General features: G+C 65.8%; 9 protein-coding genes. 3 read left to right on the top strand and 6 right to left on the bottom strand.

Annotated elements, in window-relative coordinates:
* Nucleotides 1–80: 80 nt before the first annotated feature.
* Complete coding sequence (locus tag KIH77_RS08450) at nt 81–2,393, bottom strand: glycoside hydrolase family 2 protein (protein ID WP_219100929.1); 2,313 nt, start codon at nt 2,391–2,393, stop codon at nt 81–83.
* Nucleotides 2,394–2,662: 269 nt separating this feature from the next.
* Here KIH77_RS08450 and yddG point away from each other — a divergent pair, with 269 nt between their 5' ends.
* On the top strand, nt 2,663–3,637 hold the full coding sequence (yddG, locus tag KIH77_RS08445; protein ID WP_219100927.1) for an aromatic amino acid DMT transporter YddG: 975 nt from the start codon (nt 2,663–2,665) through the stop codon (nt 3,635–3,637).
* 69 nt (nt 3,638–3,706) lie between these two features.
* On the opposite strand, the gene KIH77_RS08440 is transcribed toward yddG, so the two are convergent.
* Together KIH77_RS08440 and KIH77_RS08435 are read right to left on the bottom strand one after the other, a co-directional pair.
* On the bottom strand, nt 3,707–5,170 hold the full coding sequence (locus KIH77_RS08440; RefSeq protein WP_219100925.1) for an MFS transporter: 1,464 nt from the start codon (nt 5,168–5,170) through the stop codon (nt 3,707–3,709).
* A 46-nt stretch (nt 5,171–5,216) separates the two neighbouring features.
* Nucleotides 5,217–6,722 (bottom strand): hypothetical protein, encoded by a 1,506-nt coding sequence (locus KIH77_RS08435; protein WP_219100923.1) that lies wholly within the window; start codon nt 6,720–6,722, stop codon nt 5,217–5,219.
* 164 nt (nt 6,723–6,886) lie between these two features.
* Here KIH77_RS08435 and KIH77_RS08430 point away from each other — a divergent pair, with 164 nt between their 5' ends.
* On the top strand, nt 6,887–7,921 hold the full coding sequence (locus KIH77_RS08430) for a LacI family DNA-binding transcriptional regulator (protein WP_219100922.1): 1,035 nt from the start codon (nt 6,887–6,889) through the stop codon (nt 7,919–7,921).
* Between the two features lie 67 nt (nt 7,922–7,988).
* Here the strand turns inward: KIH77_RS08430 and KIH77_RS08425 are convergent, their stop codons facing one another.
* Nucleotides 7,989–9,368, bottom strand: coding sequence for an MATE family efflux transporter (locus tag KIH77_RS08425; protein ID WP_219100920.1), 1,380 nt, complete (start codon nt 9,366–9,368; stop codon nt 7,989–7,991).
* Between the two features lie 320 nt (nt 9,369–9,688).
* Between KIH77_RS08425 and KIH77_RS08420 the strand changes: the two genes are divergently transcribed.
* Entirely contained in the window at nt 9,689–10,786 is a 1,098-nt protein-coding gene (locus KIH77_RS08420) for a LacI family DNA-binding transcriptional regulator (protein ID WP_219100918.1), read from the top strand.
* 358 nt (nt 10,787–11,144) lie between these two features.
* Here the strand turns inward: KIH77_RS08420 and KIH77_RS08415 are convergent, their stop codons facing one another.
* On the bottom strand, nt 11,145–11,579 hold the full coding sequence (locus KIH77_RS08415) for a hypothetical protein (protein WP_219100915.1): 435 nt from the start codon (nt 11,577–11,579) through the stop codon (nt 11,145–11,147).
* 111 nt (nt 11,580–11,690) lie between these two features.
* Entirely contained in the window at nt 11,691–13,238 is a 1,548-nt protein-coding gene (locus tag KIH77_RS08410; RefSeq protein ID WP_165777250.1) for an MFS transporter, read from the bottom strand.
* Between the last annotated feature and the right edge of the window lie 167 nt (nt 13,239–13,405).

Here is a 13,405-nt window from a genome sequence, read left to right as displayed (position 1 = left end):
CACACCTTTGTCCCGCCCCGCGTCCTCCCGACCGGGCATGGGAACGCCCCCTCGTCGGAGGGGGCGGGGTTCCCGGGCCGTCACTTGGCGATTCGCTGGAGCTGCGCGTTGAGGTAGGCGAGCTTCTGCGGGATGTCCGTGGCGTCGCCGGCCATGTTGCGAAGCTGGTCGAACATCTCGACGAGGCTCTTGTCGCCGAGCACGCCGAACATGCTGGCCTTGATTCTCATGTTCGCGAGGCTGGAGGCCGCGTTGGTCACCGTGGCCGAGGCCTCGGGGTTGTCAAGGATCGTGCTGACGGTGTCGTGCACGGAGTAATGCGACTCGTCGTACGGGGCGTCGACCGGCAGCCCCTCGTCGGCGGAGACGTCGTCGAACCAGTTCATGACGATGTTGCCGCCTTCGGGGTCGACGAACGTATACGGCTCGTACGGTTCGGCCACCTTCCGCCACGACGTCGAGTCGGAGACGTCGCCGGCATGGGCCTCGACTCGCGTGTACCCGTCGGCGAGCGGCACGTCCCTGAACACGAAGACGTGCGGGTCGGGCTGGGCAGGGGCCTCGAGCGTGGCGAACGGCCTGCCGTCGACCACGAGCGAGACGGACGGCTGGTTGGAGTAGACCTTCACGTCGATGGCTTCGGCGGCGCGCAGGGCGTAGCGCTTGGAGCAGATGTGCACCATGGGCTCGGCCGACCAATACGCCTGGTAGATGAAGAACGCGTCCTTTTTGACCCTGCGGTCGATGGTCACGAGGCCCTTGTTGTTGCGGCCCGCGACGCCGCCCTCCTTGCGGGCGTCGCAGCCGAAGTCGAACATGTTCCACACGTGCGTGCCCCACAGCCATGGGCGCTCGTCGATGATGCGGGCCATGTGCTCATGGTAGACGGCCTGGTATTCCTCGGAGTAGTCGCCGCACTGCGGGTCGTCGGTATGGTACGAGATGATGCCCTCGCAGCCGTATTCCGACAGGCCGAACGAACGGTCGGGATGCATGGCGTGGAAGTCGTCGAGCCATGCCTCGTTGTCCTCGAGATGGCCGCCGTACCAGCCGAAGTAGTGGTTGTAGCTGAGGATGTCGGTGATCCGGTTGTGCTCGGAGTTCTTCGGCGTGCTGGAGACCTGCGCCATGGTGGTCACGCGCGTGGGGTCGAGGCTCTTGGCGAGCGCGTGCAGCTCCCGGAGGTTCGCGACGAGCCGCGGGCTGTCGCCGCCGATGAGAATCTCGTTGGAGATGCCCCACATCGCGATCGACGGATGGTTGAAGTTCTGGATGACGAGCTCGGTCATCTGGCTCAGGCAGTCCTGGTGGGCGGCCGGGTCGTCGCTCATCTTGGAGATGAAGGGGATCTCCGCCCAGACGACGAAGCCGAGCCGGTCGCACAGGTCGTAGAATTCCTGCGCCTGCTGATAGTGGGCGAGGCGGATGGTGTTCGCGCCGAGCTCCCTGATGAGGTAGGCGTCCTCGACGTGGTCCTCGAGGCTGAGCGCATTGCCTTTGCCGAGACGGTCCTGATGACGCGAGACGCCGCGCAGCGGGGTGAGCCTGCCGTTGAGGAAGAAGCCCTCCTGCGGGTCGAAGCGGAATTCACGCACGCCGTGGAGGAACGAGACCTCGTCGAGCACCTCGTTGTGGCGGATCACGGTGGCGACGACCTCATACAGGTACGGGTCCTCGGTGCCCTGCCACAGGTGGGCGTCGGGAATCTCGATGAGGGTGCGGACCGCGCCGCCGTCGAGGTCGGCCGGCTGGGCCGCGCAGGCCACCTCCTCGCCGTCCTCGTCGAGGATGCGGAAGCTCACCTGATCGCCGGCTTCGGCGCCGGCCACCCATGCGCGGGCGTCGAGCAGCGCGGCGCCATGCTCGCCGATGGTGGACGAGACGGTGACGCCGGGGCCGCCATGGTGGTCGAGGTCGAAGTGGGTGGGGTTCACGACCAGCACCTCGACCGGGCGGTACAGGCCGCCGTAGAATGTGAAGTCGGCCATCTGCGGGTAGACGTCGGAGCGTTCCTCGTTGCCGACCTTCACGGCGAGCACGTCGCCGCCCGTCGTGAGCGCATCGGTGACGTCCATGCGGAACGTGGAATAGCCGCCGACGTGCCCGCCGACCCTGTTGCCGTTCACGTAGACCTCGGCGACATTGGCCGCGCCCTGGAATTCGAGGTAGACGCGTGAGCCGGGGGCGCGCTCGCCGACCTCCAGCCCGCGCACGTACCAGCATGCGCCGCGGTGGTAGTCGGAGCCGCCGTCCTGGCCGTCGAACGCGTTCCAGGTGTGGGGCACGCTGACCTCGGCCCATCCGGGGCCGGGCGCGTAGGCGGGCACGCCGTCGAGGGACTCCTTGGTGAACAGCCAGCCGTCGGTGAGGGTGGTGATGGTGCGTATGGTCATGATGTACCGTCCTTTGCGTCGCCGGCGCATGGCCACGGACGATGCCGCGGCCCGCCGGCCGTGTGGATGATGTGGTCGTGGATGATTGGGTCGTGGTGGGTTGGTCGGATACGGTGGCGGGAGCGGACCGGTACCTCGTCGTCGGCCCCGTTCCCCTGCCCACCACTGTATGGGATGGGGAAACCGCGTGGTTTTCTTTCCAGAGTTTTCCATGACGCCCGGTTTCCCCGGGGTCCTTCGCCGTGACATCACACGGCTAGGATGACCGTATGAGTTCACGGAAACCAGCACAGCCCACGCCCGCACCGCCCTCCGGCCACGATGGCGCTTCGAAGCCGGGCGACGTCTCCTCGGCGGCGGCCACGATGGTCGGGTTCGCGGCGATCGCGTTGTGGAGCATGATGATGGGGCTTGTGCGCATCGTCTCGGAATCGTTCGGCGCCACGCTCGGCTCGGCGATGATCTATACGTGCGGCGCCGTGCTGCTGCTGGTCTTCCGTCGGCCGAAGCCGCTGTGGCTCGCGCCGAAACGGTATCTGCTCGTCGGCGGCGGCCTGTTCGTGTTCTACGAGTCGTCGATCGCGCTGTCCATCGGGCTGGCGTCGTCGGCCGCGCAGTCGGTGGAGATCAGCCTCATCAACTATCTGTGGCCCACGATGATGGTGCTGCTCGCCGCGGCCGTCTCCCGACGGCGCCACGCCGTATGGTTCGCGCTGCCCGGCGCCGTCGTGGCCACGGCAGGCGTGTTCCTCGCCGTGGGCGGCAACAGCGGTCTCGACTGGCATGTGGCCGCACGGCATGTGGTAGAGAACCCGCTGCCGTTCGCATTGTCGTTCGCGGGCGCGCTCGCCTGGTCGGTGTATGCGGTGGCCACGCCGTCGATGTCGAAGGGGTACGACGGCACCAGCGTGTTCTTCCCCTGCGTATGCGGGGCGTTGTGGCTGGTGCACTTCGCCTCCGGCGACGGCCTGCCCGCCGCCGCTCCCCCGCCGCACGCGTGGGCGACGGTGCTGGTCACGGCCGCGGTGATCGCCGGCGGCTACGCCTGCTGGGGGTTCGGCATCCTCCATGGCAGCATGGAGAAGATGGCCGTGGCCTCCTATGCCACACCGGTGCTGTCGGTCGGCGCCAGCTCCCTGCTGTTGGGGCTGAGCCTGTCGATGCCGTTCTGGATCGGCACGCTGCTGGTGGCGGCCGGCTCCCTGCTCAACTGGTTCGGCAACCGGTTCGGCGGGGTCGGATAGCGCAGCGCCCAAGGTCCCCTCCGGGGAGGAACGGAGGGGACCTCTGGCGTGTGCGCGGCGGGACGGAGGCTAGGCCTCCACGGCCTCGGCGGCCTCGGCCTGCGCGCGCTTGGCCTTGAGGAAGGCCACGTTGGAGTCCACGCGCTTCTTGTTGAGCGGGTAGATGAAGACGAGGATCAGGATGCCGACGACCAGCGTCACCGCGGGGATGAGCGTGCTGAGCGTGTAGATGTTGTTGCGCACCTCGGCGGTCTGCACGGTCGTGGCGCCCGCCTGGTAGCCCACCCAGCTCAGCGCGTTGCCGGCGAGCCAGCCCGCGATGGCCTGGCCGACCTTGCGGCCGAACGAGTACACGGAGTACACGGTGGCGTCCTCGCGCATGTTCTGCGTCACCTCGATGTCGTCGATGGTGTCGGTGGCCATGGCGTAGCAGACCATGGTGCTCATGCCCACGCCGAAGAACAGGATCATGTAGCCGACGGTGAACACGAGGGGCTGGTCGGTGTGCAGCACGTACAGGATGATCACCACCACGCAGGCGAGCGTCAGGCCGCTCATGGAGATGCCCTTGTGGCCGATCTTCTTGGTGAGCGGGCGGACGAGCGGGGCGGCGGCCAGCATGGCCAGGGAGCCGCCCATGGTGGTCACGGCGATCATGCTCGCGTTGCGGAAGTAGTCGGCGTAGATGTAGTTGACCATCTGCATGAGGAAGATCAGGGCGATCGCGGAGCACACGCTCATGAGGATCAGGCCCCACAGGGAGCGGCTCTTCAGCGCGTTGCCGATCATGTGCAGCGTGGACTTGCGTTCGGCGGCGGGTTCGCCGTCCGCGTGGTGGATCTCCGGCTTGACGCGCTCGGTGCACAGCTTGTAGCAGGCGAAGAAGCAGGCGAGCGCCAGCACGGCGAAGATGCCGGAGACGAGCGCGAAGATCTGCGTGCCTTCGCCGCCGCGGATGATCTGGGAGCCGTCCGCCGCGGTCTCGTAGATGATGAGCGGGGCGACGACGCCGATCACCAGCGAGGCGCAGGTGGAGCCCACGGAGCGGAAGGTCGACAGGCTGGTGCGGTCCTCGGGCTCGGGGGAGATCAGCGAGGCCATGGAGCTGTAGGGGATGTTCACGCAGGAGTACAGGATGCCCCAGATGATGTACGTGATGTACATGTACACGATCCTGACCCACATGGGCGAGCCGACCGTGAAGGTCTGGTACATGAGGAACGAGAAGATGACGACGGCCGGGGCCATCTTCATCATGACCGGACGGTACTTGCCGCCCTTGCCTGCCGGCATCTTGTCGACCACCACGCCGACGGTGACGTCCGCGAAGGCGTCCACCACGCGCGCGATGAGGAACAGGGTGCCCACCACGGCGCCGGGCACGCCCATGACCTTGGTGTAGAAGATCATGAGGAACGAGCTGGCGAAGGTGAACATGAAGTCGTTGCCGAAATCACCGAACAGGTATCCGGCCTTGTCCCTCATGCCGAAGGGCCGCACCGTCGCGGTTCCGTTGGTAGCGGGGGAACTCATAATACTCTCCTTTGAGTTGGTTGATGGCCGCCGGGGTTCCGGCGGTTCACAGAACGATGAACGAGATCGATGCCGGGGGCGCCGTCACGGCGTCGGTGGCGATGGTTTCGGGGATGATGTCGGGGAAGGCGCCTTCCGCGCCCATGCGCAGCGGCGTGCCGTTGAGCCGTATCTCGCGCGAGCGCGGGTCGTCGGCGGTGAACTGGTAGATCCAGCCCCCGCGCACGCCACGCACCTCGGTCGGCTCGGTCGGCGAATTGTTGACGAGCAGCCATGCCGCGCCCTCGCGGCCGTCCTTGCGGGAACGGGCGAACAGGTGCACGCCTTCGCGCGCCGGCTCGCCGGCGTTGTACACGGTGGTGCCCATGAGGCGGTTCCACAGGTAGATGAACCAGTAGTTCGGCCGTGGCGAGAAGTCGGCGAAGTCGAGCCATCCGTAGTCGGACGAGGCGAGGGTGTTGTGGAACAGCACGCCGTCGGTGAGTTCGCCGAACACGCCCAGTTCGCAGGCCGTGCGGAACACGTCGAGGTAGGTGGAGGCCCAGGTGTTGCCGCCGAGTCCGGCGTCGGCGGTCTCGGTCACCCACATCGGGGCGTCGGGCGCGAACCGGTCCCGCAGCGGCATGTACCGCCGGCATGCGGCCCCGGCCACGGCCAGGTAGCGTTCGCCCATGGCCTCCGAAACGTCCCAGTGGTTGCCGAGCACGCTTTCCCCACGTTCGGAGAGACCGTTGTACCAGTGATAGCTGAACACGTCGGCCCGTTCCTGCAGCACCGGCATGAGTTCGTCGGTTCCGAACGACATGATGGAGTCGAGCACCGACGAGTCATAGGGGTTGACGGCGCTGGTCGGCACGGTCGGATCGTGCCCGTCGGACGCGCACGGCCCCACGCACAGCACTTCCGGGTACTCCTCGCGCAGGAGGCGGAAGAACGCGTCCTGGTCGCGCGCGTAATCGCCCATCGTGTATCCTTCGGGCGAGTTGTCGGCGCCGAGGACGTTGGGCTCGTTCATGAATTCGGCGGCCTCGATCGGGACGCCGTATTCGCGGCTGAAGTCGAACAGCATCCTGGTCTGTTCGGGGTTCCATGACCCGTCGGCGGTGTCGTGCACGCCGGCGCTGTTCGCCACCGATACGAGCAGGCGTCCGCCGACCGCCTTGACGAATTCGAGCACGCCCACCCACTGATCGCGGGTGAGGACGCTGGAGAAGCCCTCGGGCGCCCTGCCGCCGGTCGTGCCGTCGAAATCATAGTAGGTGTTCGACGCCCAGCTGCCGGAGACGCGCACCCATGCGGGTCCGAGCCGCTTGGCCATGGCGAGCAGGCGCGGGTCGCGCAGGTCCTTGGGCGGGTAGACCTCCATGATGCTCGGCAGTCCGGCGACGCCGTCCACCTCCAGCCGTTCCGTGCCGGCGAGCTGGCCGGGCATGTAGCGCTTCCAGAACGTGCCTCCCGTCACCTCGGTCATTTCGATGTTGTACGACGCCATCAACGGACTGACGTCGCGAATGGCGCGCAGGCGTGATGTTCCTAGCGATATCGTTGGCATGTTCCTCTCCTTCGAAGCCCGTGCCGGCAGCTCCGCCGACGACGTAGTACACACTGTATGGGCCGTGAAGGCTGCCCCCGTTTTCTTTCCAGATTTTGCAGTTGCCATGCCGTCGGCCGCGTCCTTGCGCCCGTATCCGCATTCCCGCCGATACAATGATTTCCATGGCAAAGAACGACATAGGGAAAAGCGACAAGGTCACCCTCGCGGAGGTCGCCAGCGTGGCGGGGGTTTCACCGGCCACTGTATCGAGGGCATTGTCCCGTCCCGGCCGGGTCAATTACAAGACCGCGCAGCGTGTGCGCCTCGTGGCCCATGAGCTCGGCTACCGCGCCGGCAGGATCGATGCGCTCGACGAGGAGCGGCTGCACGGCATGATCTCCGCCATCGTGCCCGACATCAACAACCCCGCGTTCGCCACGGCCATCCATACGCTGCAGGCCACCGGCATCCGACGAGGATTCTCGGTGAACGCCAGCGACAGCGAGGAGGACCCGGCCCAGGAGAAGCGGCTGCTCGACAACGCCCTGCAGCTCGCTGACGGCGTGCTGCTCATCTCGCCCAGACTGTCCGACACCGTGCTGCGCAAGGCCGCGCAGCGCAAGCCGGTCGTCGTCGTCAACCGTATCGTGAACGGGCTGCCGGGTGTGATCCCCGACCTGACCGACAGCATGGACGACGCGCTGCGCCGGCTCGTCGAACTCGATCACCGCGCCATCACCTACCTCGCCGGGCCGCATCTCTCCTGGCAGGAGGGGTACCGCTGGCAGCTCATCAAACGCCTCTGCGCCAAGCACGGCCTCAAGGTGCGGCGCATGCAGGGAGTCGAACCCACCTACCGCGGCGGATGGCATGATTTCCAACGGTTTCTCGACCAGCCCACCACCGCCGTGGTCGCCTACAACGACGTGATGGCGCTCGGCTTCATGGCCTTCCTCAAACAGCACGACGTGGGCATTCCGGACCAGGTGTCGGTGATGGGCATCGACGGCACCCGTCTGGCACACATGTTCGACCCACCGCTGGCGAGCATCATCATTCCCCGGCGCGAGATGATCGAGATAGGCACCACCATGTGCGTGGACATGATCCTGCATACCGCCGACCCGAGCGCCACGCCCGTCCGACGATGCCCCACCTCGTTCCTGCAGCAGACCAGCATCGGCGCGGCGGCGCGGCGGGCCGAAGACGCCGGGTGACGGCCGTCACGCCGTGACGGGCACTGCGTACCGCGCGGCGGCCATCGCACGCCGCACGCGGCCGCCCTCAGCCGGCCTTGCCGGCGACCCCCGCGTCCTGTGCGCGCCGTATCACCACCCCGACCATGACCACACAGTACGTCAGCGCGAACGCCCATGCCATCGGGTTCGACAGGCAGACGAGCAGGTAGCCGCCGCCGATCACCGTGAGCCATCCGCCGAGGCACCGGCCGGCGAGCTCGCCGAAGCCGGAGATGATGGCCTGCGTGCTGTAGCCCATGCCCTGCAGCGTGTTGAGGAAGATCATGAGCGAGCCGTGAAGGATGAAGAAGCAGCTCATGATGAACAGATACTCCACGGCCGCATCCACGATCTCGGGGCGTGAATCGCCCAGCACGAAGCGGCACATCGGCTCCTTGAACAGCAGGATCGTCACCCACGCCAGGGCGCAGTACACGGCCTGGATGATCACGCCGTCGCGCAATCCCAGACGTATGCGGTCGAGCCGCCGGGCGCCGTAGTTCTGCCCGGCGTAGGTGGCGATGGCCATGCCGACGCTTTCCATGGGCAGCGTGAACATCTGGCGGATGCGTTCGCCGGCGGTCTGCGCGGTCACCATGGCGGCGCCGAGCGAGTTGATGGCCCCCTGCATCGCCACGGCGCCGACGGCGCACACGGAATGCTCGAACCCCATCGGCAGGCCCACATAGCACAGCCGGGCGATGTGGCGGTGCGACCAGCGCATCTCGTCGTGGCGCACCCGGAATATCGGGATCCTCGTGAACGCCCACCAGCAGTTCAGCGCGGCGGAGAGCGTCTGCCCGATGACGGTGGCGAGCGCCGACCCGACGACGCCCATGCCGACGATGCCGATGAACACGTAGTTGAGCACGATGTTGACCACGCAGGAGACGAGCAGGAAGTAGAACGGGTGCTTCGAATCGCCCGCGGACCGCATCAGCGCCGCCGAATGGTTGTACAGCACGGCCGAGGGGATGCCGAGGAAGATGACGATGATGTATTCGACGGCCATGCCCATGAGTTCGGCCGGCGTGTCGATGAACGCGAGCAGCGGACGGGCAAGCAGCGTCATCGACGCGGTGAACGCGACCGACATGATGACGCACAGCCAGACGCCGTTCCACATGAACCGGCGGAAGTCGCGCTCGTCCTTGGCGCCGAAGCTTTGCGCCGCGGGGATGGAGAACCCGATGCACGCGCCCTGCACGAATCCGAGGATCAGGAAGTTCAGCGAATACGTGGCGCCGACCGCGCCGAGGGCGTCGTCGCCGATGAGACGGCCGACGATGACGGCGTCGGCGAAGCTGTAGAGCTGCTGGAACAGGGTGCCGAGGATCAGCGGAATCGAAAAGACGAGGATGCGCGTCAGCGGACGGCCGACGGTGAGGTCGGCCGTGGAGGCGTTGTGGGTTTCGTGCGCGGCCATGGCTTCCTCCATTCGTGGCGTTCGTGGCGGGAGTGGGTCGTGGACATGTCGTGGACATGGTGAACAAATCATGGGAAGGGGATGCACGGTGCGGTGGCGGTTCCCGCGTGGCCTCCACGCTCGCGGGAACCGTCCGCCGATGCAGGGATTCCGTCCGCCGAAAAAAGCTGGCAGTGGCGGGAGGATTCCCGAATCATGACCGTTCGTATGCGATGACTGGCATCATCGACGCCCCCATCGTAAAGAGGGGCGTTCGGCGCCGTCTCGTTTTTTCCATCGTTTTCCAAATCCTGCGGCAACGGGCACTATGCTGAACGGTCATGGGCAATGTTCACGACACCGACGGCGATACCGACGAAGACATCGACGAAAACGGCGCAGCCGACACCGCCGCCACAGCCGGCTTCGACGACGCCGCAGGCCGGCGGGACGACGGCGCGGTCACGATCACCGACGTGGCGAAGGCGGCGGGCGTCTCCATCGCCACGGTCTCGCGCACGTTCCGCTACCCCGACCGCGTGAACGTACGGACGCTGGACCATGTGCGGAAGGTGGCGTCCCGGCTCGGCTATCATGCGGCGATGATCCGCCCACGGGAGAGGGGCCGCCTCGCCGGCCTGATCTCACTGACCGTCAACGACCTGGGCAATCCCGTGTATTCGCAGATCGCGCGGGCCGTGCAACGCGAATGCAGTCGTCGGGACTTCGGGCTCATGGTGTCGGAGACGGAGGAGAATCCCGCATCCGAACGCGACATCATCGTCAGGGCCATCCCCCACGTCGATGGGATGATATTGTGCGCGCCGCGTCTGCCCGACGCCACGATCCGCAAGCTCGCCCAGTCGCGTCCGCTGGCGGTGATGAACCGCGCTGTCGGCGGCGTCCGGTCGCTGTACGCCGACGACGGGCCGGCGATCGTCGAGGCCGTGGAGACGCTGCGAAGGCTGGGCCACCAGCAGGTGACGTATCTGCCGGGGGCGCGGCGGTCGTGGCAGAACGGGCTGCGGGCGAATGCGCTGCAGGCCGCGTGCCGCCGTATGGGGCTGCGATTGCGGCACACGTCGTACACGTATCCGGTGGGGACGGAATCGACGCTGGCGTTCGAGACGTTCCTGCGACGGCCCACGTCGGCCGTCATCGCCTATAACGACGAGGTCGCGTACTCATTCATGACGTTCCTCGCCGGGCATGGGATGAGGGTTCCGGACGACGTGTCGGTGATCGGCATCGACGACATCCCCATGTGCGAGGTGTGCTCGCCGCAGCTGTCGAGCATCGCGGTACCGCGGCAGGAGCTGGCCCGCGAGGCGGCGCGGTACGTCATCGGGCAGGCGCTGCACAGCGGCGACGACACGATGGCCCCGGTGACGCTGCGCTCGCGGTTCGTGCGCCGTGCGAGCATGGGCCAAGCGAAGTGACAGCGGTAGACGCGGACGACCGTAGGTTATCACGCAAGCATGCATGATAACCAGCGGGGAAGTGGTCCAAGCGTAGGGTCTTACGCCATACGTGCGGCATAACCTACGCAAGGCACTCCCCGCGTAGGGTTCTCCACACGCTTGCGTAAAACCCTGCGCGAGGCAGCCCACGGGGAAAACGGAAAAGCCCGTCCGCCGAGGAGAAACGGCGGACGGGCGGCATGACACATCGCGGCAAACCGATAAAAACCGCGACGACTATGGTCGGACGATGCACGACGACGTACGCAACCCTTCATACGTCATGCGCCCCGTCCGGGGGAACGGCGACGGCGTGGCCGTCACCGCACGGGGAACGTCACTTGGCGAGCTTGGAGAAGTCTTCGAACAGTTCGCCGTAGATCTGGCCCCAGGAGCGCTTGCCCTGGATGTACTTGATGGTCATCGACTTGGTGAACGAGTCGAAGAAGCCCTTGATCTCGGCCTTCACGTCGTCGGCGACGTCGAGCTCGTCGACCTTGGCCTTGATGCCGGCGGAGGCCTGGGCGCAGCGCAGGGCCTCCCACTCGCCGTAGGTCATGGACTTGAACTTGCCGTCAAGGCCCTCGTTGAGGGTGAAGGTGTCGGCGGTGGTCAGCGCGGCGAGCGTCGGCTCGATCTGGTCGGCCGGGGTGGCGAAGTCGAGTTCGCCGGCCTGGTCGAGGCCCGTGAAGGTGACCTTGCCGTCGTTGATCTCGGCCTGGATGAACACCATCTTGTCGATCTTCTCGTTGTAGAGGATGATCTGTGACATGATTTGCTTCTTTCGTTGAAAGGTATGGAAAGAGCCGCGTTCGGCGAATCGCGTCGCGCGGCTCGGGGAACGGAACAGGTCCGTTATGGGATCTTCAGATCCTGGCGATCATCAGATCTTCTCGATCGGCAGGCCGTTCTTGTCCAGATCCGGCCAGAGCTTCTCGTACGGGTGACCGGTGAGCTCCTCGGCGATCTTGCGGGCTTCCGGAGTGACGTCGGCCTTGGAGCCGCCGGCCTCGAGACGCTCGATCTCGGCCTTCAGGATGCCGTGGGTCTCACGGTCGAGGTAGATGCGGCGGGACATCCACAGGGCCCAGGCGATCAGGACGCAGGTGCCGAGGAAGAACACGAGCACGATGCCGACCTGCACGTTGTGCGGGGTGGTCTGGAAGTTCTTCATGGTGTCGGCCTTGTAACCGGTGAACTCGAGGAGCAGACCGGCGACCCACGTGGCGATGGCGCCGGTGGACTTGCGGAAGAAGGTCATCACGGAGGCGTAGAGGCCGGCACGGTCGCCACGGGTCATGATGTAGTCGACGTCAGGCATGAACGGGAACAGGTTCCACGGGGTGAACTCCAGGGTGGCGCGACCGCACTGGTACACGATGGAGACGATGAGGAAGATCCAGAACGGGTTGTGGATGCCGGCGGCCCACACGCCGACGTAGGCGACCATGGCCACGAGGATGGAGACGTAGCTCAGGCGGAACAGGAAGCGCGGACCGTGGGAGATCATGAGCTTGGCGCACAGGATCGTCATCGGGATGCCGAGGATGGACATGGCCTGGAAGGTCCACGGCCAGGACTCGCCGGCGCCGGAGATGCAGCAGACGATGAAGGTCGGCAGCAGCGTGGAGTAGAAGTCCTTGCCGGTGAAGGACAGCAGGTAGACGGCCAGGTGCGTACGGAAGGCCTGGTTCTTGAAGGTGTCGACGTAGCCGGTGACGGATTCCTTGAGGAACTGGCCGACGGACTGCTTCGGACGGGACTCGAGCTCCTTGATGAACTCCTCGGTGAGCGGGCGCTCCCAGGTGCCGAACGTGGAGATGGCGATGGCGACCACGAACAGGACGGTCCATGCGATGCCGGCGATCAGGTAGGAGTTCGGGTTGTTGGCCTGCTTCAGGGCGGCCAGGATGAGGAACACGAGGGCGGTGCCGGTGGCGGAGATCACCATGCGGGAACCGGACAGCGTGGTGCGCAGCGTGTAGTCACGGGTCATCTCGGTGGGCAGGCACTCCCACGGGACGATCATCATGGCGATGATGACCTCCATGGCGATGTAGACCGCGAGGTAGTAGGCCGCGGAGGTGGAGTTGATCCAGAACAGCGGGAACACGCAGGCGAACAGGATCAGGCCGAGCAGCATGAAGAAGTGACGACGGCCGAACTTCTGACCGAGCTTGGTGTGGTAGAAGTTATCGGTGATCAGGCCGAGGAACAGGTTCCAGATGCAGTCCACGATACGACCGGCGGCGGCGATGCCACCGGCGATTGCGGGGTTGAAGCCCTGTGCCAGGGTCAGGTATGCGAAGATGACGCCGGAAACGATGTTGTTCCAGCCGCCGCCCATGAGGTCGAGCATGCCGTACTGGATACCACGACCGATGTTGATTTCGTGAGCCTTGTAGGGCCACTTGTTAAGGTTGGAGGCCATTTTGTTTTTTACCCTTTCCTTCTCCAACACGGACCTTCATGGTCCGCGTTAGCTTCATTCGGGTGCAAGAGTGCTCCCTTGCACCGCTGGCCGTCCCGAGGATCCGCCTTACTGCCAGGTTTGACGAATCACCGTCCGTCATCCGCGCTGCCAGTGCGCGGACGTCG

It is taken from the genome of Bifidobacterium pluvialisilvae (assembly GCF_019331695.1).
In the GTDB taxonomy this organism is placed as follows: domain Bacteria; phylum Actinomycetota; class Actinomycetes; order Actinomycetales; family Bifidobacteriaceae; genus Galliscardovia; species Galliscardovia pluvialisilvae.
Note: the sequence above shows the minus strand (reverse complement) of the source record. Positions and strands in the feature narration are given on the sequence as shown.

Bases quoted from the DNA above. Each gene is read 5' to 3' on its own strand.
- KIH77_RS08450 (WP_219100929.1), bottom strand. From the start codon at position 2,393: ATGACCATACGCACCATCACCACCCTCACCGACGGCTGGCTGTTCACC.
- yddG (WP_219100927.1), top strand. From the start codon at position 2,663: ATGAGTTCACGGAAACCAGCACAGCCCACGCCCGCACCGCCCTCCGGC.
- KIH77_RS08440 (WP_219100925.1), bottom strand. From the start codon at position 5,170: ATGAGTTCCCCCGCTACCAACGGAACCGCGACGGTGCGGCCCTTCGGC.
- KIH77_RS08435 (WP_219100923.1), bottom strand. From the start codon at position 6,722: ATGCCAACGATATCGCTAGGAACATCACGCCTGCGCGCCATTCGCGAC.
- KIH77_RS08430 (WP_219100922.1), top strand. From the start codon at position 6,887: ATGGCAAAGAACGACATAGGGAAAAGCGACAAGGTCACCCTCGCGGAG.
- KIH77_RS08425 (WP_219100920.1), bottom strand. From the start codon at position 9,368: ATGGCCGCGCACGAAACCCACAACGCCTCCACGGCCGACCTCACCGTC.
- KIH77_RS08420 (WP_219100918.1), top strand. From the start codon at position 9,689: ATGGGCAATGTTCACGACACCGACGGCGATACCGACGAAGACATCGAC.
- KIH77_RS08415 (WP_219100915.1), bottom strand. From the start codon at position 11,579: ATGTCACAGATCATCCTCTACAACGAGAAGATCGACAAGATGGTGTTC.
- KIH77_RS08410 (WP_165777250.1), bottom strand. From the start codon at position 13,238: ATGGCCTCCAACCTTAACAAGTGGCCCTACAAGGCTCACGAAATCAAC.